Raw genomic sequence first — 21,401 nt, forward strand, 5'->3', positions numbered from 1 at the left:
CTCTGACCCCGAATTTGCCGCGAAAGCGCACGATCGTGCGATACTCCCGGTTTCGTCGACGTTGGAGTACGCGAAGAATGATCCGACTACCCCTGTTTTGCATGACCGCGCTGGCGCTGTTGGCCGGCTGCGTCCAGTCCCCCTCCACCCGCACGGCCTCCGCGCCCGCGCAGCCGCAGCATCCGCCGCAGCAGCAGGTGCCGGGCCAGGATTGCGCGCCGCCCGTCTATCCGCAGGAAGCGCTGCAGGCGCGCATGAGCGGCGTGTCGATGATGGCCTTCCTGGTCGCCAGCGACGGCACCGTGCGCGAGTCGCGCCTGCTCAAGTCGAGCGGTTACGCGATCCTCGACCACGCCGCGGAAGCCGCGCTCCGGCTGTGCCGCTTCAAGCCCGCGCTGAAGAACGGCCATACGGTCGCGGCGTGGCAGCCCGTCCAGTACGCGTGGTCGCTGCCGTAATGTCGAACGCCAGCGATCCCCGCTTCGCCCGGCCCGGCCACCCGCCGGCCACGATCACCGAATTCGAAGGCGTGCGCTCGCTGCACCTCGGCACCTCGTGGGTGCAGGGCTCGATGCGGCTGGCGCGGCCCGATGCGATCGAGCTCGAATACGTCCAGATGATGATGATGTGGATGCTGTTCCTGCCGGATCCGCGCCGCATCGTGCAGCTGGGCCTCGGCAGCGCTGCGCTGACGAAGTTCTGCCACCAGCGTTTTCCGCAGGCGCGCGTGACGGCCGTCGAGCTGAATCCGAACGTGATCGCCATCTGCCGCGACTACTTCGGCCTGCCGCCGGACGACGACCGCCTGGACGTGCGCGAGATGGACGCGCTGGACTTCGTGATGGATGACGCCAACCACGGCACGGTGGACGTGCTGCAGGTCGACCTGTACGACGAGGAAGCGCGCGGTCCCGTGCTCGATACGCCCGAGTTCTACGCCGCGTGCGCCGCCTGCCTGAAGGATGGCGGCGTCATGACGGCCAACGTGTTCGGCGATTTTTCCAACTACGACAAGAACCTCGATGCGATGCGGGACGCGTTCGACGCCGTCGTCTGGCTGCCCGAGGTCCACGACGCCAACATCGTCGTCATCGCATTCAAGGACGCGCCGCAGATCGATTTCGCCGTGCTGTACGAGCGCGCGGCCGACATCAAGCGGCGCTACAACCTGCCGGCCAAGAACTGGGTCAACGGGTTGAAGGAGTGGATGCGCGACCACGCCGGCTGATCGTGCGCCGGCCCCGGCCCGGCTCGGGCTAGCATGGGGCATGACCACCGACATCTCGCTCCTGCGCACCGCGCGCCTGCAACTGGTCGTTCCCGAAGCGCGCCACGTCGCCGCATTCGCCGCCCTGCATGCGGATCCGTACACGATGCGCTACATCGACCAGGGCCGCCCGCTGGACCGGACGGACGCCTGGCTGCATCTTGCGATGCTGATCGGTCACTGGCAAATGCGCGGCTACGGCGTGTGGATGCTCGAAGATCCCGCCGACGGCAGCTTCGTGGGCCGCGTCGGCCTGTTTCATCCGGCCGGGTGGGACGAAGCGGAACTGAGCTGGATGATCGTGCCCGCGCTGCGCGGCCGGGGACTTGCCACGGAAGCGGCACGGGCCGTGCGCGACGTCGCGTTCGCCACGCTGGGCATGACGTCGTTGATCAGCCTGATCAAACCCGGCAACGAAGCGTCGCGCCGCGTCGCGCTCAAAGCCGGGGCCATCGCCGCCGAGACCGTCGGCTTTCCCGACGGACCTCTGCAGACGTACCGCTACCGCAAATAGTTCCGTCATGCGCGGCGCATACGACTGAGCCAGCGCAACCCAGCCACGAGCGCATTGGGCATTGTCACGAAACGTCATCGACGATTCTGACGGAGCTCAACATGAATGTATTAATGGTTGGCGCCGGCAATGCCGGCTGCGCGCTCGGGGCCCTGCTCGCGTTGGACGGCCACCGTGTCGCCCTGCTCAAAACGTCGCGCGCGCTGCATGACGAGAACTTCGACACCGTCGCCGCGACGCACACGATCACGGTGATCGGCAAGGCCGGCGGCGCACCGCGCACGGCCGCACTGGCGCTGGCCACGCGCGATCCGGACGAAGCCTTCGACATCGCGCCGGACGCCGTCATCGTCACCACGCAGACCCAATGCCATCCGGACGTCGCCGCGCTGATCGGCCCGCGGCTCGACGGCCGCGCGCTGGTGCTGCTGGCGCCCGGCTACCTGGGTTCGTTCCACTTCCTGCCCTGGCAGGCCCGCGCCGGGTTCCTGCTGGCGGAAGGCGAAAGCCTGCCGTACGACGCGCGCCTCGTCGGGCGAGGCATCGTCGACATCCTGTTCCGCAACGTGCGCAATGCACTGGCCTTCGTGCCGCGGGCCCGCGCGGCCGAGGGACTGGCGCGCGCGGCACGTTTGTTCCCGACCTATGTCGCAACCCGCACCAACGTGGTCGAATCCGCGCTGCACAATCCGAACCTCGTCGTGCACACGATCGGTACGCTGCTCTCGGCCAGCCGCATCGAATACGCAGAAGGCGAGTTCTGGATGTACCGCGAAGCGTTCACGCCGTCGGTCCTGCGCCTGCTGGCGCGGCTCGACGCGGAAAAGAACGCCGTCATCGCTGCCACGGGCGGGCGGCCGTCGCCGTATTTCGACGAGTGCCGCTTCCGCAACGCCGACGACCTGGACGAACCCGCGCTGGCCGTGTTCCGCCGCTACGCACGGGAAGGCGGCCCGAAGGGACCGGCCAGCATGGAGACGCGCTTCATCACGGAAGACGTGCCGATGGGCCTCGCCCTGCTGTCCTCGATCGGCCGCCTGATGGACGTGCCGACACCCGTCGCGGACGCGCTGATCGTGATCGCCGAAGGCCTGCTCGACCGCGATTTCCGCAGCGAGCCCGAGGCGCGCACGCTGGCGAGCCTAGGGCTGGGCGACGCGTCGCCGGCCGACTTCCGTCGCCTGCTCGATGCTTGAGCGCGCCGCCCTGTACGGCTGGCTGGCGCGCCGCTACTACGCGTGGCGCCCGTATCTTCCGGCCCGCCTGCTGTACCATCCCGATTTCTTCCGCCTGCGCGCGCTGCTCGCCGGCGACGCCGCGGCCATCGATGCGCTCGCGCGGCGGCGCCTGCGCCGCATCCTCGTGCACGCACTCGCACACGTGCCGCACTACCGCCGTACCGTGCGGCTCAGCATCGCCGAGGCGGCCCACGAACCGCTGGTCGAGGTGCTGGCCGCCTTTCCCTGGCTGACCAAGGACGAGGTGATGGCGCGGCAGCGCGACTTCCTCGACAGCCGCCTCGACCCGCGCCGGCTGTTGTACGCGACGAGCGGCGGCTCGTCCGGCCAGGGCATCGGCATGTGGCGCAACAAGCGCCTGGCGGACATCGAAAAAGCCTTCTTTGCACACGAGTGGGGACGCTTCGGCTTTTCGTTCGACAAGTCGCGCATCCTGCGCATCGGGGCCGACGCACGGCGCCACGTGCACGAGCCGCCGGTACGCATGGCGGGCAACCGGCTGATGCTGTCGCCCTACCACGTCGGCCCCGCGCACCGCGCCGCCATCCTTGCGGCCCTCAACCGCTTCCGCCCGGACTACGTGCACGCATATCCCAGCTCCGCGGCGGCGCTGGCGGAACTGCTGCAACCCGGCGACCTCGATGTCCGCGTACGCGCCGTGCTGCTGGCGTCCGAGCCGGTCACACCCGCGCAACTGGCGGCGCTGCGCCGGCTGTTCGACTGCCCCGTCTCGCTCAACTACGGCCTGTCGGAACGCACGAACCTGGCCTTCGCCACCTGCACCGGCATGGAGAATCCGGCCTATCGCTTCCAGCCCCTGTACGGCTGGTCGGAAAACCGCTGGGACGGCACGCGCGCGGAAATCGTCGGCACCTCGCTGTGGAACGACGTGATGCCGCTGATCCGCTACCGCACCGGCGACTATGGCGTGATCGACGCGGGCGGCCGCTGCGCCGCCATCGACGGCCGCGCGCAGGAATTCCTGATCGACCGCGCGGGCAACCGTATCCCCGGTCTGTCCATCGTCATCGACGAGGCCACGTGGGACTTCGTGCGGCTGTACCAGGTGCGCCAGCGGCGTCCCGGCGAGATCGTCCTCGCGGTGGTCGGGCGCCATGGCCCGCTCGACGCCGCCCAGCGCGCCTTCCTGCTGGACGCCCAACGGCGCCGCTGGGGCGACCGGTTCGACATCGCGCTACAGGAAGAAAGCGATATCCCGCTGGCGCCGAACGGCAAGCGCAAGCTCGTGGTCAGCGCGCTGCGGGCGTGAGCGGCATGGCCGGCGCCGGCATCGCGTCGCGCCACCAATCGGCGCACTCCTGCGGCTGCGCCAGCGCCAGGCGCTCGCCCATCATCGGCGTCGCCAGCTTCACGCCGGCCGCGCGCGCAAGGTCGGCGATGCGCTCGAACGGCTCGTACCACGGGTGCAGCGCCAGGTCGAACGTGCCGTTATGGACCGGCACCAGCCAGCGTCCGCGCAGGTCCAGGTGGGCCTGCAGCGTCTCTTCCGGCAGCATGTGCACCTCGGGCCACATCTCGTTGTACGCACCGTTTTCGAGGAATGTCACGTCGAACGGGCCGTGGCGCTCGCCGATCGTCTTGAAATCGTCGTGGTAGCCCGTGTCGCCGCTGAAGAACAGTTTCAGGCCGGCCGCTTCGATGACCCACGATACCCACAACGTGCGGTCGCCGTCGCTGAGACTCCTGCCCGAGAAATGCCGCGACGGCGCGGCCGTCAGGCGTACGCCGTCGACGTCCGTCGACTGCCACCAGTCGACCTGGCGCACCTTCGCGGGATCGACGCCCCAGCGCACGATGCGGTCGCCCACGCCCAGCGGCGCAATGAACAGGTCGGCCTTCGGGATCAGGCGCCTGATGCTGTCGTGATCCAGGTGGTCGTAATGGTCGTGCGACAGGATCACGCCGGCGAGCGGCGGCAGCGCCTCGATGCCGATCGGCGCCGCGTGAAAACGCTTCGGCCCGGCCCACTGCACCGGCGCGGCGCGCTCGGAAAACACGGGGTCCGTGAGCCAGTAGCGGCCGGCGAGCTTGAACAGCATCGTCGAATGGCCCAGGCGCCACAGGCTCGCATCGGACGCGGACGCGATGTCGGCCGCCGTCAGCGGCTGCACGGGCAGCGGCTGGTCGGGCACCGCCGTCTTCGGCTTCGTCGTCGACACTTTCCAGAACAGCGCCAGCATCTCCAGGATGCCCTGGCGGCGGCGCGGGACGACGTTGCGGAAACGGCCGTCGGGGAGACGTGGGGCGGCGGTGGGTTCGGACATGGCGGTAACGGATCGTGTGGACGATGATCGATCATCGCACGTTCGCGGAAATCGTGCCGAATCAGCGCCGTTCGCGCCACCACAAGGACAACATGGCCAGCGCGAACGCGACGCCGAACGGCCACACGGGCAACGGCCGCGCGCCCGGCGCGACCGGCGCCGGCGTGCGCGCCGCATACTGCGCCGTCGCGGCGCGTCGTTCGCTCCTTTGCCACAACGTCCAGTCTGCGGGCGCGTACACGTACACCTGGCCCTCGTTCGTCCCCGTTTGCAGATGCAGCCAGCCGCTGGCCGCCGGCCACACGGCCACGCAGGCGGCATCCACCTGTTCCGGGCGGCGCTGCCAGGCGAGCGTCTGCTTCAATTCAGCGACGGTCACAGTGCCGCTCACGCCGCGCGCGCAGACAGCCAGGCGCCGGTGCGGCAGCGGCATCTCGTCCGGATTAAGCCATTCGACGTCCGCGCGGCGCTGCACGCGCAGGCGGTCGAGAACGTCCTGCCACCACAGCGCCAGCTGGCGCGGCTGCGCGATCGCATGACGGTGCCAGTCGCCCACGCCCAGCCAGGCGATGCGACCGTCTTTCCAGTCGCGCGTCCACAAGCCGTCTTGACCTGTCCACTCGCCGGCACGGTCGCCGTTCGGATTCAGGCCGCTGGACGCCATCGGCAGCACCGTGCCGGCGGTCTTGTTGGCCGGCTGCGGCGCCAGCGGCAACTGCACGCTGCGCGCCCACGTACCCGCATCGCGCGCATTCGCGCCCAGCACGAGTAGCCGCGTGCCAGCGGCCACGCGCGCCAGCAGCGTGTCGCGGGTGCCTGCGCCCGCGCGTTCGAACCACGCCGCGTCGACGACCTCCAGGTCCGGCGCGTCCATCTGCGTGCGCGCCGTCTCGGCACGTTCCAGTCCTTTGCCCAGTTCGACCTGCCAGTCGATGACGGCGCCGCTGGACGCCAGCAGGTCGTCCAGCACGCGCAGGTCGAACGACGGCGCGCCGAAACGGCCCCGCACCTGCAGCGGCGCCGGGTCCGTTACCGTGAACGGCACGGGGCCCTCGTCGACGACCTTGCCGGCGGCATCCAGCAGGCGCGCCCGCAACACCAGCCGCTCCGCGACGGGCGGCAGCCATTGCACGGCAAGGTCCGTATCTCCCTTCGCTTCGGCCAGCACCTGACCGTTCTCCGCCAGCAGTTGCAAGCGGCCGGGCGCAGACCACGAGCGATGTACCCGCAGCGTGAACACGCGGCCCAGCGCGATCGTGCGCGGGAAGTCGAGATCGAGCGCCGGGGTGTCGGGCTTTTTCCAGTCGAGCGAACGGGCCGGCAGGTCGTCCCATTCGGCCGCGCGCAGGCCGTCGCCGGACAGGCGCAAGGCACGCACGCCGGCCAGCGTGCGCGGCGGGTCGGCCGCGTCGACCGTCAGCGTGCTCCCCGCCTCGCCCGGCAGCGCGAATTCGCCGACGGTGCCCGCCAGCGCCATACTCGCCACGAGCGCCAGCACGGCATCGATCCAGCGCCGACGCACGGCATACGCCAGCGCGGCCAGCACCCCAATGACGACAGCAACGATGGCGATCATCGCCCGCCTCCCCGCAACGCCTTCGCGAACGGCGTCTCGACGACGGGCCGCGCCTGCAGCAGCACCGGTGCGTCCGTCACGCCACCGCGCAGCCATGCGGCCAGTTGCGCGCGCGCGGCCGGCTTGCCGTCGGCCGCGTCCTGGATCGCCCGCTGCGCCGCGAGCCGCTGCTCGTCGTCCGTGATCCGTTCGCGCACCCAGTCGTGCGCGGTGCGCGTCCACAGCGCGGGCAGCGGACCGTCGCCGCCCAGCGCCTGCACGAGGTCGCGCAGGTTCGCCGGTACGATCTCGGCGGCATTCGCCTGCGCGCGCTTGTAGCTCGCCGCGCCGGCCATGTCGCCGCTCATGCGCTTGTCCTCCTTGATGGCGGGCGGCGCGAACGCCGTCTTGTGCAGATAGATGCGTTCCGACTGCTGCAGTTCCTTGATCGCTTCCAGCGCCTTGTACTCGGGCGGCAGCGCGGTCTTCGGCGTGATGGCGCGCAGCGCCTTTTCCGCATCCCACATCGCCGAAAGTGCGCGCCGCAGCAGTTTTTTCGTCGCGTCGTCGAACAGGGTCGCGTTCTCGACCGAGTCGTGCGCGTGGCCGAATTCGTGCAGCACGTCGAGCTTCTGGCCGGGATGCGCGTCGTGGTCGTCGTCCTTGCCGAACAACGTGGATTCCTCGCCGAGGAACTGGCCATAGCGGCGGCGCAGCGCGGCCTGGTCGGCGGCGATGCTTTCGCTGCGTTCGCGCACCTCGTCCTCGCGCATCTTTTTCGACCGCATGTCCGCCACGAGCTGCTCCGTGTCAATGATCACCTGGCGCTGGCTGCGCAGGCTTTCCGGCTTGACGAGCGTGGGCAGCGCCGTTGTCTCTTCATCCCGTTCCGACGGCGGCGCGGGCAGGCGCAGCGTGACCGTGGGCGATTGCACCGTGTGCGGCCGCCCCGCGTTGTCGCTCGCACGCACGAAGAAATACAGCTCGTCGCCCGGTTCCATGCCGAGGTCCGTGAGCAGCCAATCCTTGCTCCAGCTGCGCCGGCGCGGGTCGGGCGATGCGGGCAGCGGCAGTTCGCGGTCGCTGAAGCGGATGTTCTCGCCGCTGCCGCGCGCCAGCGTCAGGTGCAGGGTGGCCTGCTGGACGCGGTAGTCGTCGGTGACTGTCACCGCAATGGCTGCGTTCTTCGCGTCGCGCGGCAAGTCCTTCGTCATCTCGTTCGGCTGCGTAATCGCGATCTCCGGCGGCTGGTCCGGTATGACCTTCAGCGTGTAGCGCGTGCCGCGCCAGCGCCAGAAGATGGATTCCGTCGCCGTCCAGCGCGCGCACTGCGCGCCCGCGTGCAGGGTCTGGCCGTCGCTCAATTCGATGGTTTCTTCCGCCTTCTGCGGGTCGTCCCGGCACCATTCGACGGCGGTCTGCTCGGGCACCTGCGCATCCTTCGGTGCGAAGGACGATGGCGCCACACCCGTGTACGACGGCGGCGCCAGTTTTACGACCAGTCCCGCGTGCGTTGCAAGCGGGGCGGCCTTCTGGCCAGGTGCCTGCGCGGCGACGGCCCGCGTGCCCGCGGCGTGCGGCAGCAGGGTCGAACCCCACGCCAGGCCCGCGAGCGCGAGATTCGCGAACAGCCATGTCCAGCCGAACGGCACGTGCGCAGCCACGATCGCGCGCACACGGCGCGGCGGCAGCGCGGCATCGATGCGTTTCAGCAGGCGCTCGCGCTGCAGGCGCGCGACAGACGTTTCCGGTTCCTGCGCCAGTAGCGCGGCGCTGTCTTCCATCTCCGGCACGGCGCCGTCGATCCAGTGCGCCCAGCCATGCGCCACGCGGCGCTGCAGGTGCAGGCCGTCCCACGCGCAGAACGCGGACCAGGCCAGCAGGCCGGGGCCGGAGCGCAGCAGCAGCCAGGGCAGTGCGCCGACGAACCACAAACCGGCCCGGCGCAGCAATGCGGCGCGCCACAGGCGGCGCACGAGATCAACGGCGCCGGACATGGGTGACGATCCTTTCGAGTGCGAACAGAACGACGAGCGCGAGACCCAGCCAGTGGCGCAGCGCGCCGGAAGCCGGTCCTGCCGGCGCGGCGGCGTCCGGCGCAAGCGCCTGTGCGGGCGCCGTGTAGGGTTGTACGCCGAAATACTGGCGCTGCCACGCGGCGAACAGCGCGCGCGCACCGTCGGCATCGTGCGGCGGCCCTGCGCGCCACAGCGGTCCGCGCAGGCCGGCGGGCGGCACGTCGGGCCGGTCCCACACGACGAGTTCCGTACGCGGGCCGGGCGCCGCATCCACGACGATATGCCATGTACCCTCGGCCGCGGCGAACAGCCGGCGCCAGTCGTCGGCACGGTCGCTGAAGACGGCGACGTGGCGCTCGGCCGGCGCGGCAGGCGCCGCCGCCGTGCGCAGCTCGACGGCGTGCCGGAAGCGCGGCAGCACGGCCGGCATGACGGCGTCGCCGACGACGACCAGGCGCGCACCCGGTTCGAATTCGCGCTCGTGCGCGTGCAGCCACGTCACCGCGTCGCGGTCGGGCAAGGTGATGCGCTGACCAGCCTCTTTGTCGACGACCGCCGGCGGCGTCCCCGGCACGACCAGCACCGAGTCCCCGCGCCACGCCAGCACGAGGTCGGCCAGCAGCGCGATCAGTGTCACGAGCAGCAGGCAGCGCAGTGCCAGCAGGATCACGTCGTGCCAGCGCCACACGCGCTGCATCTTCGGCTCCGCCGCCGGCAGGAAACGCGCGGACGCGAGCAGCGACGTCTTCGTCTGCTCGCGCTTCTGGCGGTGCCACAGGATGGGCAGCAGCACGATGGGCAGCGCCCACCACCACAAGCTCATTACGTTCATGCGGCCCGCGCTCCCCGTAACCAGGCGCGCAGGACCTCACCCGGCGCCTGCTCGATGCGCGCCTGGACCAGCGGCACGTCGTTCTTGCGGCACGCGCGCACGACCTCGTCGAAGTGCGCCGCGCGGTTGCGGACGTACGCCTCCTTCACGTCGCGGCCGAAGCGATAGACGGCGCCGCCGTGCTCGGGGTCGCGGTAAGCCGGCGTCGTATCGAACGTTGCATCCACCTCCGCCTGCGTGTACAGGCACAGCGCGCGCACGTCGTGGCGCATGCGGCGCAGGCGCAGCAGTGCATCGGACAGCGGCGACGGCCAGTCGAGAAAGTCGCTCGCTACGCACACGACGCCGGGCGCACGGGAAAAATGCAGGCTGGCGCGCAGCGTTTCGGCGCCGGGCAGCACGCCGCCCGCCTCGACGCCGTTCAGGCGCGCCAGCACGCGCTGCAACTGGCGCGGGCCACGCGCGGCCGGCGTGAAGTCGGCGCGCTCGCCCCGGCACACGACGAGGCCGAACGCATCGCCCTGGCGCTGCGCGATGGCGGCCACGCAGGCGAGCAGCACGCGCGCATACTGCAGCTTCGTGAGCCCTTCCACGCTGCGGCTGGGTTCCGCCATCGACGCCGTCGCATCCAGCACGAGCCAGACCGCGACATGGCTGTCGCGCTCTGCCTCGCGCACATAATATCGATCGGCGCGCGCGAGCAGCTTCCAGTCGACGCGGCGCCACTCGTCGCCGGGCGCATAGGCCCGGTATTCCGAGAACTCGACACCTGCCCCTCGCTCGCGCCCGGCGTGGATGCCGTGGCCGAGCCCCGCCAGCACGTGGCGCACCACGAGCTCGAGGTTGGTCGCATGTGCGATCAGCGCCGATGAAGACAGCACGTTTTACTCGGCCCGGATGCCGGCCTGCAGCGCGGCGAGGATGTCCGCGATGGCGACGCCGTCCGCCTCGGCCTCGAAGTTGCGCAGCACGCGGTGCGCCAGCACGGGCAGCAGCATCGCGCCAATGTCGTCGCGGGTGACCGCGAGGCGGCCGTGCATCAGCGCGCGCGCCTTCGATGCCAGCACGAGGGCCTGGCCGGCACGCGGGCCGGCGCCCCAGCCGATGTGCTTGCGGATCGCTTCCACCGGCGAATCGGCCGGGCGCGTCGCGCGCACGAGGCGCGTCGCATAGCGCAGCATCGAGTCCGAGATCTCGATGTCGCGCACGAGCAGCTGCAGGCGCAGCAGCGTCTCCAGGTCCATGGCGGGATCCGCGTCGCGCAGGCCGGCGTGCGTCGTCGCGCCGACCATCATCATCTCTTCTTCCTCGGTCGGGTAGCCGACGTCGATGCGCAGCAGGAAGCGGTCGAGCTGCGCTTCCGGCAGCGGATACGTGCCGGCCTGCTCGATCGGGTTCTGCGTCGCGAGCACGAAGAACGGCTTCGGCAGCTTGTGCGTCTGGCCGGCGAACGTCACGCTGCGTTCCTGCATCGCTTCCAGCAGGGCGGATTGCGTCTTCGGCGGCGCGCGGTTGATCTCGTCGGCGAGCAGCACCTGCGTGAACACGGGGCCCGGCTGGAAGCGGAACACGCGCTGGCGCGTGGCCTGGTCTTCTTCCAGGATCTCGGTGCCGACGATATCGGACGGCATCAGGTCGGGCGTGAACTGCACGCGCCGGAACTGCATGTCGGTCGCCTGCGCCAGCGATTTCACGAGCAGCGTCTTGCCGAGGCCCGGCACGCCCTCGACCAGCGCATGGCCGCCACCCAGCAGGCAGGTCACCAGCAGGTCGATCACGTCGCGCTGGCCGATAATCACGCGGCCCATGCTCGCCTTGAGCGCGTCCACTTTCGCTGCCAGGTCGGCGATCTCGTTCTCGGTCCACGCGGATGCTTCTGCCACGGCTATGCTCCTAAAGCGTATTGAATGATGTTGACGGCGAACCGCGTGTTGTCGACCGCGAGCCAGCGCTTGTTGCGGAAGTCGTAGTCCCACTCGCAGCCGTAATCCTTGTTCGAGTACAGCACGCCGATGCGACCATTGACCTCGATGGCGCGCAGGTATTCGTGCACGAGATCGTCGCCCCAGCCGTTCAGCTCCACCGCCGTGTTGGGCGGCCCGTCGAAATGGAAGAAGCTGGAATACAGCCGGTGGTTGTTGGGGATTTTATGCAGCGCCTTCGGGCCGAAGATGCGCGCCATCTCGGCCTCGAAGGATTTGGCGAACAGGCCGTCGATGTCGTGGTTGCAGTCGTCCACGAACACGAAGCCGCCGCCCTTCACGTAACGTTCGAAATTGCGCCGCTCGGCCGGGGTGAATTGCACGAGCTTGTGCCCGGCCAGGTAGCAGAACGGCGCTTCCAGCATCTTCGGGTCCGCCAGTGCAACGATGCGCTCGGCGGTATCGACCCGCAACGTCGTGTACTCGACGAGCGAGTTCAGGACGTTGCTGGGCATGCGCTGGTCCACGTCCCAGTCGCCCGACTCGTACGTCAGCCGCGTGAAGTAGAAGTCGTACGTCGCCATGCTCTTCAGCCGATCTTGCGGCCCGTGTTGATCACGTTGATGCCGTTGAAGCGCGTGGTCGACGTGCCGTGCGAGACGGCGCTCACCTGGCTCGGCTGGCCCTTGCCGTCGAAGAAGGAGCCGCTCATGCGCCAGTCGCGTTCATCGCAGATCGCCGTGCACGCATTCCAGAAGTCCTGCGTGTTCGACTGGTACGCCACGTCTTCCAGCATCTGGCCGATCTTGCCGTCCTTGATCTCGAAGTACAGCTGGCCGCCGAACTGGAAGTTGTAGCGCTGCTGGTCGATGGAGTAGGAGCCGCGGCCGAGTATGTAGATGCCTTTCTTGACGTCCTTGACCATCTCGTCCGGCGTCAGTTTCTGCTTGCCGGGGACGAGCGACACGTTCGGCATCCGCTGGAACTGCACCTTGCTCCAGCTGTCCGCATAGGAGCAGCCGTGCGATTCCTTTTCGCCGATGATGTGCGCCTGGTCGCGCGTGGCCTGGTAGTTGACGAGGATGCCGTCCCTGATGATGTCCCAGCGCTTCGCGGGCACGCCTTCGTCGTCGTAGGCGACGGCGCCCAGCGAACCCGGCGCGGTCTTGTCGCCCGTGAAGTTGACGATCTTCGAGCCGAAGTTGAATTGTCGCGATTCCCATTTGTCCAGCGTGCAGAAGCTGGTGCCGGCGTAATTGGCTTCGTAGCCCAGCACGCGGTCCAGCTCCGTCGGGTGGCCGACGGATTCGTGGATCGTCAGGAACAGGTTTTCCGGCGCCAGCACGAGGTCGTACTTGCCCGGGTCGACACTCTTCGCCGTGAGCTTTTCGCGCGCCTGGCGGCCCGCGTTCTTCGCTTCCTCGACGATGTCGTAGCCGCCGTTGTACAGCGTGGCCACGCCGCCGGCCGCGCGCACCTTGTGCTCCGGCTTGACGTCGAAATATTCGTAGCCCATGCCGACCGGCGGCGCCAGGCCCGCGCGCGCGCGGAATTTGCCGGTCGCCTTGTCGACCGCCGTCGCGTTGATCGGCGCCCACAGGCGGTGGATGTCCTGGTCGATGTACGAGCCGTCCGTCGATGCAAAATACTTCTGCTGGTTCACCTGGAACAGGTTCGCCGTCATGAAGCTGGCGCCGGCCGCGAGGCCCGCCTTGTTCGCGGCGATCAGCAGGTCGGCCTTGTCCTTGACGGGCACGCTGCGCCAGTCTTTTTTGATCGGCGTGGCCCATGCGACTTCGCCCACGCCCTTCACGGGCGCGAGCTGCACGGGTTCCGTCTGCAGCTTCGCGTTGGCCTTCGCGATGGCCACGGCCTGGCGCGCGGCGCCGGCGACGGCGTCCGGGGTCAGGGAGTTCGTGGCGGCGAAGCCGTAGGCGCCGGCGGCGATCACGCGCACGCCGATGCCCGTCGATTCGGTATTCGTCACGCTCTCGACGTTCAGGTCGCGCGTGGTGATGTACTGGTTCAGGTAGCGGCCGATGCGGACGTCGCAGTACGAGGCGCCCGCTTTTTTCGCGGCGTCCATCGCGGTATCGGCCAGCGATTTCTTGAAGCTCAGTGCGAGGGGATTGAGCAGTTCCTCGGCGGCGATCGCATTGCCGAACACGGGGACCAGCATGGTGCCGGCGGTGCCGGCACCGATTTTGAGGAAGGTACGGCGTTCCATGAATTCTCCATTACCGCAAAACCGTCGTTCCCGCCTCCGCGGGAACGACGTGCTTATTGTTACACCGCGTCGGAGAGCGACGTGAAGTTGAAGTCGCGTACTTTCATCGGCGGAATCAGCATCTGGAACGGCACCTCGTCGCCACCGATGACGACCGGCTTGCCGATCTCCTCGATATTGTTGAGCATCGTGACGGGGCTCTCGTTGAAGCGGAAGTTCTTGATCGGGTACTTGATCTTGCCGTTCTCAATGTAGAACGTGCCGTCGCGCGTGAGGCCCGTCAGCAGCACCGATTGCGGGTCGACCATGCGGATGTACCACGTGCGGGTGACGAGGACGCCCTTCTTCGTGTTGGCGATCAGCTCCGCCGTCGACTTGTCGGTGCCTGCCATGATGATGTTGCCCGGCGTGGCCGTCGCCGGCACGCCCTTCTTCTTCGCCCAGTACTGCGAGTAGTTCAGCGCGTTGACCTTGCCGTCCTTGATCAGGTCCATGCGCTTGCGCGCGATAAGGTTCTCGGTGTCCCACGGCAGGACGGGCACGTCCGGATTCCACGGGTCGGCCCAGATGTTGACCTGCTGGTCGAACAGCTTGTCGCCCAGGCGCGAGGCGCCGCCCTTCTTCGACAGGAAGCTGCGGCCTTCGTCGGTCTGGCGCGCGTCGAAGCCGAACAGCATGTAGCCGAGCAGCTCGGACGTGGCGGCCGGTTCCAGGATCACGGTGTAGCGGCCCGGTTCCAGCGCCTTCGCGTCGACGGAGCGCAGCGCCTTTTCGATTGCGACGTCGGCCGCTTCGCGCGCGTCGAACTTGTTCGCGTCGGAGGCCGAGCGCTTGACCCAGCCGGAGCCGCGGCCGTCTTCCGTGCGCACGGTGCAGGTGAAGTCGAGGCTCGTTTGCTGCTGGTGGCCGTACACGCCGTTCGAGTTGGCCACGCTGGAGATCTGGTTACCGTCCGTGAAGAAGCCGGCGGCGACGAGCTTGTTCTTCTTGCAGGCTTCGATCGCGTACGCCGCGGTCTGGGCGCGGAATTCCGGATCGATGGCGGCCGTCTTCGCGTTGAAGGTCTGCGACGCCTTGTACTCCTGCTTCGAGACGGCCGGCATGAATTCCGGATTCTCCGGCGCCAGGCGCGCGAGGTCCTCGGCGCGGCGCACGACTTTTTCCAGCGACTTGTCGTCGAACTCGTTGATGGTGGCGGTGCCCTGGCGCTTGCCGAAAGCGACCGTCACGGAGATGTTGGTGTCGTCCGCGAGGCCGGCGGTGGAGACCTGGTTGCGCGCGAAGCGGATGTTGCCGTTGCGGCTGCCGCTCACGGTGACGATGCATTCGTCCGCCTTCGAGAACGACAGGACGCGGTCGGTGATGTGTTTGGTTTGTTCCTGGGTCAGGATGGTCATGATGCAGGGTCCCCTTAGCCGATCTTGCGGGCGGTGTTGATGACGTTGATGCCGTTGAAGCGCGCGGTCGACGACCCGTGCGACACGATGCTGATCTGCGGAGGCTGGCCCTTGCCGTCGAAGAAGGAGCCGCCCATGCGCCAGTCACGCTCGTCGCAGATCGCCGTGCACGCATTCCAGAAGTCCTGCGTGTTCGACTGGTACGCCACGTCTTCCAGCATCTGGCCGATCTTGCCGTTCTTGATCTCGTAGAACAGCTGGCCGCCGAACTGGAAGTTGTAGCGCTGCTGGTCGATCGAGAACGAACCCTCGCCCACGATGTAGATGCCCTTCTTGATGTCCTTGACCATCTCGTCCGGCGTCAGTTTCTTCTGGCCGGCCTGCAGGGACACGTTCGGCATGCGCTGGAACTGCACGTTGCTCCAGCTGTCCGCGTACGAGCAGCCGTCCGATTCTTCCTTGCCGATGATGTGCGCCTGGTCGCGCGTGGCCTGGTAGCTGACGAGGATGCCGTCCTTGATGATGTCCCAGCGCTTGGTCTTGACGCCTTCGTCGTCGTAGCCCACGTTGCCCAGCGAGCCCGGAGTCGTCTTGTCGGCGACGATGTTCACCAGCGGCGAGCCGTACTTGAACGACTTCGACTCCCACTTGTCGAGCGTGGCGAAGCTGGTGCCGGCGTAGTTCGCCTCGTAGCCCAGCACGCGATCGAGCTCGGTCGGGTGACCGACGGATTCGTGGATCGTCAGGTACAGGTGTTCGGGCGACAGCATCAGGTCGTACTTGCCCGGCGTGACCGACTTCGCGGTCAGCTTGCGCTTGGCGTCGCGGCCCGCGGCGCGCGCGTCCTCGACGATGTCGTACGACTTCGTGTACAGCGTGGCGACGCCGCCCGCGGCCTTGATCTTGTCTTCCTTGCGTGCGTCCAGGTATTCGTAGCCCATGCCGACCGGCGTCGACAGGCCGTTACGCGAGCGGAACTTGCCGCTGGCCTTGTCCACCGCGGTCGCGGAGAACGGCGCCCACATACGTTGCAGGTCCTGGTCGATGTACGAACCGTCGGTCGATGCGAAGTACTTCTGCTGGTTCACCTGGAACAGCATCGACTGCATGAAGCTCGCGCCGGCATCCATGCCCGCCTTGTTCGCCGCGATCAGGAGTTCGGCCTTGTCCTTGATCGGCACCGCGCGCCAGTCCTTCACGATCGGGGTCGCCCACGACACTTCGCCCACGCCCTTGACCGGTGCGAGACGCACCGGTTCGGACTGCAGCTTCGCGTTCGCCTTGGCGATCGCAACCGCCTGGCGCGCCGCGCCGGCGATACCGTCCGGCGTCATGTCGTTGGTGGCGGCGAAGCCGTACGCGCCGTTGCACACCACGCGCACGCCGACGCCGGCCGATTCCGTGTTCGTCACGTTCTCGACGTTCAGGTCGCGGGTGATGATGTACTGGTTGAGATAGCGGCCGATGCGCACGTCGCAATAGCTCGCGCCGGCCTTGGTGGCGGCGTTGAGCGCGATATCGGCCAGCGCCTTCTTGGCCGCGACTGGCATCGCGGTGAGCAGCTCCTCGGCGGCGATCGCGTTGCCGAAGACGGGTACCAGCATGGCACCGGCGGTTCCGGCACCGATTTTAAGGAAGGTACGGCGTTCCATGGGTTCTCCTGAAATCACACACTTCTTTTTGGTCAGCGGCCCGGGTGGCGGACCGCTCCTTTTTTTACTGCGGGGTGATGAAGCCGATGCACCTTAGCAGCAAGTTGACGTTTTGAATAGGCAATCTTCATGCCACGTGGGAGGCGGCGGATTTGCACGCGTTCCGGCGTTTCGCGGTGTCCGCGACTGTCCGCCCGGTGTCCGCGACAGGTGGGCCGGACACCTCGCATATGCATGCGTCATTACGCTTGAATGCAACACGACATTACTGAATGGTTACGCGTGAGAATTTGTGCATTTTTACACTTAAGCACCGTGTATATTGCGTCGGCAACGCTGCATGTCACATTTCAGAACAGGGAATCCATGAAGATCGTCCGCCTTGCGGCCGCCGCCGCGATCGCGCTGGCCAGCTGCACGCTCCAGGCCCAGGAAGCCAGCCAGGCCACCGCCCCGCCGACCTCGGCGCCGCCCGTGTCGCCTGCCGTCGAGAACTCGGTCGTCAGGATCTTCAGCACCCTGCGCCGGCCCGATCCGTTCAAGCCCTGGACCAAGGCCACGCCGCAGGACATCACGGGATCGGGCGTGGTCATCGAAGGCAAGCGGATCCTCACCAACGCCCACGTCGTCGGTTACGCGAGCCAGGTGCAGGTGCAGGCCAGCCAGGACGGCGACAAGGTCGGCGCCACCGTCGTCGCCATCGCGCGCGGCATGGACCTGGCCCTCCTGAAGCTGGACGACGAGTCGTTCTTCGACAAGCACCGCCCGGTCGCGCGCACGAGCGTCCTGCCGGACGTGCGCGAGGCCGTGATGGCCTATGGCTATCCGATGGGCGGCACGTCGCTGTCCGTCACCAAAGGCATCGTCTCGCGCGTCGAATTCGTCCCCTACGGCTACGGCAGCGCAGGCCTGCGCGTGCAGATCGACGCGCCCATCAACCCCGGCAACAGCGGCGGTCCGGTGATCGACGGCGACAAGATGGTCGGCCTCGCGTTCTCGGTGGCGGCGAACGCTCAGAACATCGGCTACGTGATCCCGAACGAGGAAGTGGAACTGTTCCTGCGCGACGTGGCCGACGGCCGCTACGACGGCAAGCCGCTGCTGCTGGACGACATCCAGACGCTGGAGAACCCGATCCTGCGCCAGTATCTCAAGCTGGACAAGTCGGTCGACGGCGTCATCGTGCACCGCCCGTACCGCAGCGATGCCGCGTATCCGCTGAAGGAATGGGACGTCATCACGCGCATCGGCGACTACCCCATCGACAACCAGGGCATGGTCAGGCTGGGGCCCAACCTGCGCGTGCGCTTCCAGTACCGCGTGCAGCAGGTCGCGAAGAACGGCAAGGTGCCGCTCACCATCGTCCGCGGCGGCAAGACCATGCAGGTGCAGGTACCCGTGAACGGCCAGCGTCCCCTCTTGATCCCGGCGCTGGACGGCGACTATCCGTCGTACTTCGTGTACGGCCCGATCGTGTTCTCGCGCGCCACGGCGGAATACCTGTCCTTCATCAGCGGTAACGCGCAGCTGCTGAACGCCTACAGCTTCAACGCCAGCCCGCTCGTCACGCGCCGCGGCGACGAGCCGGACGCGCAGCGCGAAGAACTCGTCGTCGTCAGCTCGCCGTTCTTCCCGCACAAGCTCGTGACGGGTTACAGCAACCGCTTCGGCGCCGTCGTCGAGTCGATCAACGGCGTACCGGTACGCAGCCTGCGCCACCTGGTGGCCCTGCTGCGCGACCTGAAGGACGACCTCGTCGTGCTGCGCTTCGACCAGCGCCTGGGCGAGACGATGGTCCTGCCGCGCCAGGCGATGGTCGACGCGACCGAGGGCGTCCTGCAGGACAACGGCATCCGCTCGCAAGGTTCGCAAGACATGCTGGACGTCTGGAACGGCAAGAAGAATTGATGACGTCTGTGCTTTCGTTACGCCGCGCCGCATTGGGCGCGGCCGTGCTCTCGGCGTGCGCGCCGAGTCTCGCCGCGGCCGCACAGGCCTTGCCCACGCCGGCCCAGCTGGCGGCGCTGGCCTTTCCCGGCTGGAGCGAGAGCGCGGCCGGCCGCGTGCACAGCGCGTCCTTGCCGCCGCTCCCCGGCACCGGGCACGGCATCTATGCCGGCTGGAACGTGGGCACGAACCGCGTGCTCGTCGAACCGAAACTGGTGGTACGCACCGATCCCACGCACCTGACCCTGATCGCGGGCCTCGTGCCGGCCGGAGACGACGGCCGCACCGGCGCCGTCCACGCGACCCCGCTGGCGCTGGCGGCTTACCAGTTCGAACAGCATGGCGGCACGTGGGGCGTCGTCGGACGCCAGGGCATCTTCGCGCTGCGCGGCTTTTCCGGCGCCGCCGCCGTGCGCGAAGTCGCGCTGGCCGCGCGCCGTCCGGCCGTCGCAGTGGAATACGGCAGCTGCTGGCAGGGTTACTGCGGCACCTGGCTCGCCGTGTACGAAGTGGGCCGCGACGCCGTCCGGCGCGAGCCCGCCGTGGAACTGGCGCTGTCCGGCATCAACGTCGACAGCGCGGCGGATTGCCAGCGCCGCCTGTCTCCGCTCGTGAAGCCGCACCAGCAAGACCCCATCGCACGCGACGATGGGGGCACGCCGGACACGCATGACTGCTATGCGATCGAAAGCAGCTGGAGCATCGACGCGACGCACGAGCAGCCGGGGGACCTGACCATCCGCTACCAGGGCGCGATCAGCCGTGCCGAGTCGTACGCGGGTCCGCCGGCGGCGATCGACCAGAAGCAGGTGCTCCGGTACGGGAACGGGAAGTACCGGGCGGTGTCGGGATATTCGCCGGTGCCGGCGATCTGAATCACGGCGCGGTCTTCTTGACCGGCGTGAAGTTCAGATCCTGGAAGTCGTAACTGAAATCCGTCTCGGTCGAAATCGGCTGCATCCGCATCCGCTCGATACTCCCGTCCGGATTCAGCGCGAACGTCACGTACGCATCCGCATTGAAGTTGCGCTCCTTCCAGCGCACGATGAACGTGTCGTGCTGGTAGTGTTCCAGTTCGCCCGTCAGGTCGGGCGTGCGCGACATCGTCAGGATCTGTTTATTCCCGTCGTGGCGGATGGTCGCGATGCCGTACCACGGATCCTCGTACTCGCCGTCGTACGCCGTCCGCGCCAGCGACGGTTGCGACTTCGATGCGCGCGCGGCGTTCGCCTGCTTGACGCGCGCCAGTTCCTTTGCGTGCTTCTCGTCCTCGACGGCTTTCACGATGCCGATCCAGTCGGTCGTCGCGGCCGGGTCCAGCATGCGGTCGAGCAGCTGGTACTGCAGCGCGTTGAGCGAGCCGCCGCTTTCCGCATTGGTGAGGATGGCGATGCCCAGCTTCGCTTCGGGCACCAGTACCACCTTGGAATAAAAGCCCTGCAGCGCGCCGCTGTGCATCGCGAGCAACTTCCCCTGCCAGTCGCGCAGCTGGAAGCCGAGGCCATACGCGAGGAAGTTCGGACGCGTGGCGGCCAGCCTGGGATCGGGCTCGCTGATGCGCATCGGTGTCTGCGCCGTCCACATCTCGCGTGCCTGCTTCGCGCTGTACAGGCGGATCTCCTTCCCGTTCGCGTCCGTGCCCACGACGCCGCCGGCCAGCAGCACGTTCATCCAGCGCGCGATGTCCCCGGCATTCGTATTGATGCCGACGGCGCCCACCGCGTTCGCCACCGGCATCGCCTTCACGGCCGCGATCCTGTCGTTGATCTTGCTGTGGGCGTTCGCCACGTCCGGGTTGCCCGCGCTCTCCGCGAGGCTGGTCGTCGTCGCCGTCATGCCCACCGGCGCCAGGATGCGTTCGCGGATCGTCTCACCCCACGTCTTGCCTGACTTGGCCGCGATGATCTTGCCGGCCACGATGTACAGCAGGTTGTCGTACGCATAGCTGCTGCGGAAGCTCGTCGCGGGGCGGATGTAGCGCAGCTTGTGGATGATCTCGTCGGTCGAGAAATTCGTCGTGGGCCACCACAGCAGGTCGCCGGCGCCGAGACCCAGGCCGCTGCGGTGCGTGAGCAGGTCGCGCACCGTCATCTCGTGCGTGACGTATGCGTCGTACATCTGGAAGTCCGGCAGGTGCTTCGTGACCGGATCGTCCCACGCGAGCTTGCCTTCGTCGACAAGCATCGCCAGCGCGGCCGCCGTGAACGCCTTCGAGTTCGACGCGACCTCGAACAGCGTTTTCGCATCGACCTTGTCCGGCGCCCCCAGCTTGCGCACGCCGAAGCCCTGCGTGGCCACGACCTTGCCGTCCTTGACGATGGCGATCGCGATGCCGGGCACGTCGAACAGCGTCATCGTGCGTTGGACGTCGGTGGCCAGGTGAGCGTCGAGCGCGGAAACATCCTGCGTAATGACAGGTGCGGTGGGAGCGGCGACGGGCGCCTGCGCCAGTGCGGCGCCGGAAAAAGCGAGCAGGATCGCTGCTGCAATGCGGGTCATGGATTGCACTCTTGGGTTCCTTGGGTGGTGGAAGCGCGGGGCAGGATA

Annotated in this window: 18 protein-coding genes; 7 read left to right on the forward strand and 11 right to left on the reverse strand. The window is 67.9% G+C overall.

All coding sequences use genetic code 11. The annotated features are described in order from the left end of the window. Positions 1 to 77 precede the first annotated feature (77 nt). From P0M04_RS07275 to P0M04_RS07295, 5 genes are all read left to right on the forward strand, one after another. Complete coding sequence (locus P0M04_RS07275) at positions 78 to 458, forward strand: energy transducer TonB (protein WP_259448248.1); 381 nt, start codon at positions 78 to 80, stop codon at positions 456 to 458. Further along, positions 458 to 1,228 (forward strand): spermine/spermidine synthase domain-containing protein, encoded by a 771-nt coding sequence (locus P0M04_RS07280; RefSeq protein ID WP_259448249.1) that lies wholly within the window; start codon positions 458 to 460, stop codon positions 1,226 to 1,228. The genes P0M04_RS07275 and P0M04_RS07280 overlap by 1 nt, the downstream gene beginning before the upstream one ends. 40 nt (positions 1,229 to 1,268) lie before the next feature. Beyond that, a complete protein-coding gene (locus P0M04_RS07285; RefSeq protein ID WP_259448250.1) occupies positions 1,269 to 1,781 on the forward strand; it encodes a GNAT family N-acetyltransferase in 513 nt (170 codons plus the stop codon). A gap of 101 nt (positions 1,782 to 1,882) precedes the next feature. Then, positions 1,883 to 2,977: an NAD/NADP octopine/nopaline dehydrogenase family protein gene (locus P0M04_RS07290; protein ID WP_259448251.1), complete on the forward strand. Its 1,095-nt coding sequence runs from the start codon at positions 1,883 to 1,885 to the stop codon at positions 2,975 to 2,977. Further along, on the forward strand, positions 2,970 to 4,289 hold the full coding sequence (locus P0M04_RS07295; protein WP_259448252.1) for a phenylacetate--CoA ligase family protein: 1,320 nt from the start codon (positions 2,970 to 2,972) through the stop codon (positions 4,287 to 4,289). Before P0M04_RS07290 ends, P0M04_RS07295 begins: the two co-directional genes overlap by 8 nt. Here P0M04_RS07295 and P0M04_RS07300 read toward each other — a convergent pair. The 10 genes from P0M04_RS07300 to P0M04_RS07345 form a co-directional block, all read right to left on the reverse strand. Further along, positions 4,270 to 5,304: an MBL fold metallo-hydrolase gene (locus tag P0M04_RS07300; RefSeq protein ID WP_259448253.1), complete on the reverse strand. Its 1,035-nt coding sequence runs from the start codon at positions 5,302 to 5,304 to the stop codon at positions 4,270 to 4,272. The genes P0M04_RS07295 and P0M04_RS07300 overlap by 20 nt on opposite strands. A gap of 61 nt (positions 5,305 to 5,365) precedes the next feature. After that, positions 5,366 to 6,880: a hypothetical protein gene (locus P0M04_RS07305; RefSeq protein WP_259448254.1), complete on the reverse strand. Its 1,515-nt coding sequence runs from the start codon at positions 6,878 to 6,880 to the stop codon at positions 5,366 to 5,368. After that, positions 6,877 to 8,856 carry a DUF4175 domain-containing protein gene (locus P0M04_RS07310; RefSeq protein ID WP_259448255.1) on the reverse strand — a complete coding sequence of 660 codons (1,980 nt, stop codon included), beginning with the start codon at positions 8,854 to 8,856 and terminating at the stop codon, positions 6,877 to 6,879. The genes P0M04_RS07305 and P0M04_RS07310 overlap by 4 nt, the downstream gene beginning before the upstream one ends. Continuing rightward, on the reverse strand, positions 8,840 to 9,709 hold the full coding sequence (locus tag P0M04_RS07315; protein ID WP_259448256.1) for a BatA domain-containing protein: 870 nt from the start codon (positions 9,707 to 9,709) through the stop codon (positions 8,840 to 8,842). Before P0M04_RS07315 ends, P0M04_RS07310 begins: the two co-directional genes overlap by 17 nt. Beyond that, positions 9,706 to 10,590, reverse strand: coding sequence for a DUF58 domain-containing protein (locus P0M04_RS07320; protein WP_259448257.1), 885 nt, complete (start codon positions 10,588 to 10,590; stop codon positions 9,706 to 9,708). Before P0M04_RS07320 ends, P0M04_RS07315 begins: the two co-directional genes overlap by 4 nt. 3 nt (positions 10,591 to 10,593) lie before the next feature. Beyond that, positions 10,594 to 11,592, reverse strand: coding sequence for an AAA family ATPase (locus P0M04_RS07325; protein WP_371877251.1), 999 nt, complete (start codon positions 11,590 to 11,592; stop codon positions 10,594 to 10,596). A 2-nt stretch (positions 11,593 to 11,594) separates the two neighbouring features. After that, on the reverse strand, positions 11,595 to 12,215 hold the full coding sequence (locus P0M04_RS07330; RefSeq protein WP_259448258.1) for a DUF4159 domain-containing protein: 621 nt from the start codon (positions 12,213 to 12,215) through the stop codon (positions 11,595 to 11,597). 5 nt (positions 12,216 to 12,220) lie between these two features. Further along, entirely contained in the window at positions 12,221 to 13,858 is a 1,638-nt protein-coding gene (locus P0M04_RS07335; protein ID WP_259448259.1) for a TldD/PmbA family protein, read from the reverse strand. A gap of 59 nt (positions 13,859 to 13,917) precedes the next feature. Next, complete coding sequence (locus P0M04_RS07340) at positions 13,918 to 15,255, reverse strand: TldD/PmbA family protein (protein WP_259448260.1); 1,338 nt, start codon at positions 15,253 to 15,255, stop codon at positions 13,918 to 13,920. A 14-nt stretch (positions 15,256 to 15,269) separates the two neighbouring features. Next, positions 15,270 to 16,907, reverse strand: a complete 1,638-nt coding sequence (locus P0M04_RS07345) for a TldD/PmbA family protein (protein ID WP_259448261.1) — start codon at positions 16,905 to 16,907, stop codon at positions 15,270 to 15,272. Positions 16,908 to 17,273: 366 nt separating this feature from the next. Here P0M04_RS07345 and P0M04_RS07350 point away from each other — a divergent pair, with 366 nt between their 5' ends. Both P0M04_RS07350 and P0M04_RS07355 read left to right on the forward strand, forming a co-directional pair. After that, positions 17,274 to 18,815 (forward strand): S1C family serine protease, encoded by a 1,542-nt coding sequence (locus P0M04_RS07350; RefSeq protein ID WP_259448262.1) that lies wholly within the window; start codon positions 17,274 to 17,276, stop codon positions 18,813 to 18,815. Continuing rightward, entirely contained in the window at positions 18,815 to 19,729 is a 915-nt protein-coding gene (locus P0M04_RS07355; protein WP_259448263.1) for a hypothetical protein, read from the forward strand. The genes P0M04_RS07350 and P0M04_RS07355 overlap by 1 nt, the downstream gene beginning before the upstream one ends. 1 nt (position 19,730) lies before the next feature. On the opposite strand, the gene P0M04_RS07360 is transcribed toward P0M04_RS07355, so the two are convergent. Then, the gene (locus P0M04_RS07360; protein WP_259448264.1) at positions 19,731 to 21,353 is read right to left on the reverse strand and encodes a serine hydrolase; all 1,623 of its coding nucleotides are present in this window, start codon (positions 21,351 to 21,353) and stop codon (positions 19,731 to 19,733) included. Positions 21,354 to 21,401: the final 48 nt, after the last annotated feature.

This window comes from Telluria mixta (assembly GCF_029223865.1).
In the GTDB taxonomy this organism is placed as follows: Bacteria; Pseudomonadota; Gammaproteobacteria; order Burkholderiales; family Burkholderiaceae_D; genus Telluria; species Telluria mixta.

What these genes read in the sequence shown, in the direction of transcription:
- P0M04_RS07275 (WP_259448248.1), top strand. Translation starts at nt 78, where the DNA reads ATGATCCGACTACCCCTGTTTTGCATGACCGCGCTGGCGCTGTTGGCC.
- P0M04_RS07280 (WP_259448249.1), top strand. Translation starts at nt 458, where the DNA reads ATGTCGAACGCCAGCGATCCCCGCTTCGCCCGGCCCGGCCACCCGCCG.
- P0M04_RS07285 (WP_259448250.1), top strand. Translation starts at nt 1,269, where the DNA reads ATGACCACCGACATCTCGCTCCTGCGCACCGCGCGCCTGCAACTGGTC.
- P0M04_RS07290 (WP_259448251.1), top strand. Translation starts at nt 1,883, where the DNA reads ATGAATGTATTAATGGTTGGCGCCGGCAATGCCGGCTGCGCGCTCGGG.
- P0M04_RS07295 (WP_259448252.1), top strand. Translation starts at nt 2,970, where the DNA reads ATGCTTGAGCGCGCCGCCCTGTACGGCTGGCTGGCGCGCCGCTACTAC.
- P0M04_RS07300 (WP_259448253.1), bottom strand. Translation starts at nt 5,304, where the DNA reads ATGTCCGAACCCACCGCCGCCCCACGTCTCCCCGACGGCCGTTTCCGC.
- P0M04_RS07305 (WP_259448254.1), bottom strand. Translation starts at nt 6,880, where the DNA reads ATGATCGCCATCGTTGCTGTCGTCATTGGGGTGCTGGCCGCGCTGGCG.
- P0M04_RS07310 (WP_259448255.1), bottom strand. Translation starts at nt 8,856, where the DNA reads ATGTCCGGCGCCGTTGATCTCGTGCGCCGCCTGTGGCGCGCCGCATTG.
- P0M04_RS07315 (WP_259448256.1), bottom strand. Translation starts at nt 9,709, where the DNA reads ATGAACGTAATGAGCTTGTGGTGGTGGGCGCTGCCCATCGTGCTGCTG.
- P0M04_RS07330 (WP_259448258.1), bottom strand. Translation starts at nt 12,215, where the DNA reads ATGGCGACGTACGACTTCTACTTCACGCGGCTGACGTACGAGTCGGGC.
- P0M04_RS07335 (WP_259448259.1), bottom strand. Translation starts at nt 13,858, where the DNA reads ATGGAACGCCGTACCTTCCTCAAAATCGGTGCCGGCACCGCCGGCACC.
- P0M04_RS07340 (WP_259448260.1), bottom strand. Translation starts at nt 15,255, where the DNA reads ATGACCATCCTGACCCAGGAACAAACCAAACACATCACCGACCGCGTC.
- P0M04_RS07345 (WP_259448261.1), bottom strand. Translation starts at nt 16,907, where the DNA reads ATGGAACGCCGTACCTTCCTTAAAATCGGTGCCGGAACCGCCGGTGCC.
- P0M04_RS07350 (WP_259448262.1), top strand. Translation starts at nt 17,274, where the DNA reads ATGAAGATCGTCCGCCTTGCGGCCGCCGCCGCGATCGCGCTGGCCAGC.
- P0M04_RS07355 (WP_259448263.1), top strand. Translation starts at nt 18,815, where the DNA reads ATGACGTCTGTGCTTTCGTTACGCCGCGCCGCATTGGGCGCGGCCGTG.
- P0M04_RS07360 (WP_259448264.1), bottom strand. Translation starts at nt 21,353, where the DNA reads ATGACCCGCATTGCAGCAGCGATCCTGCTCGCTTTTTCCGGCGCCGCA.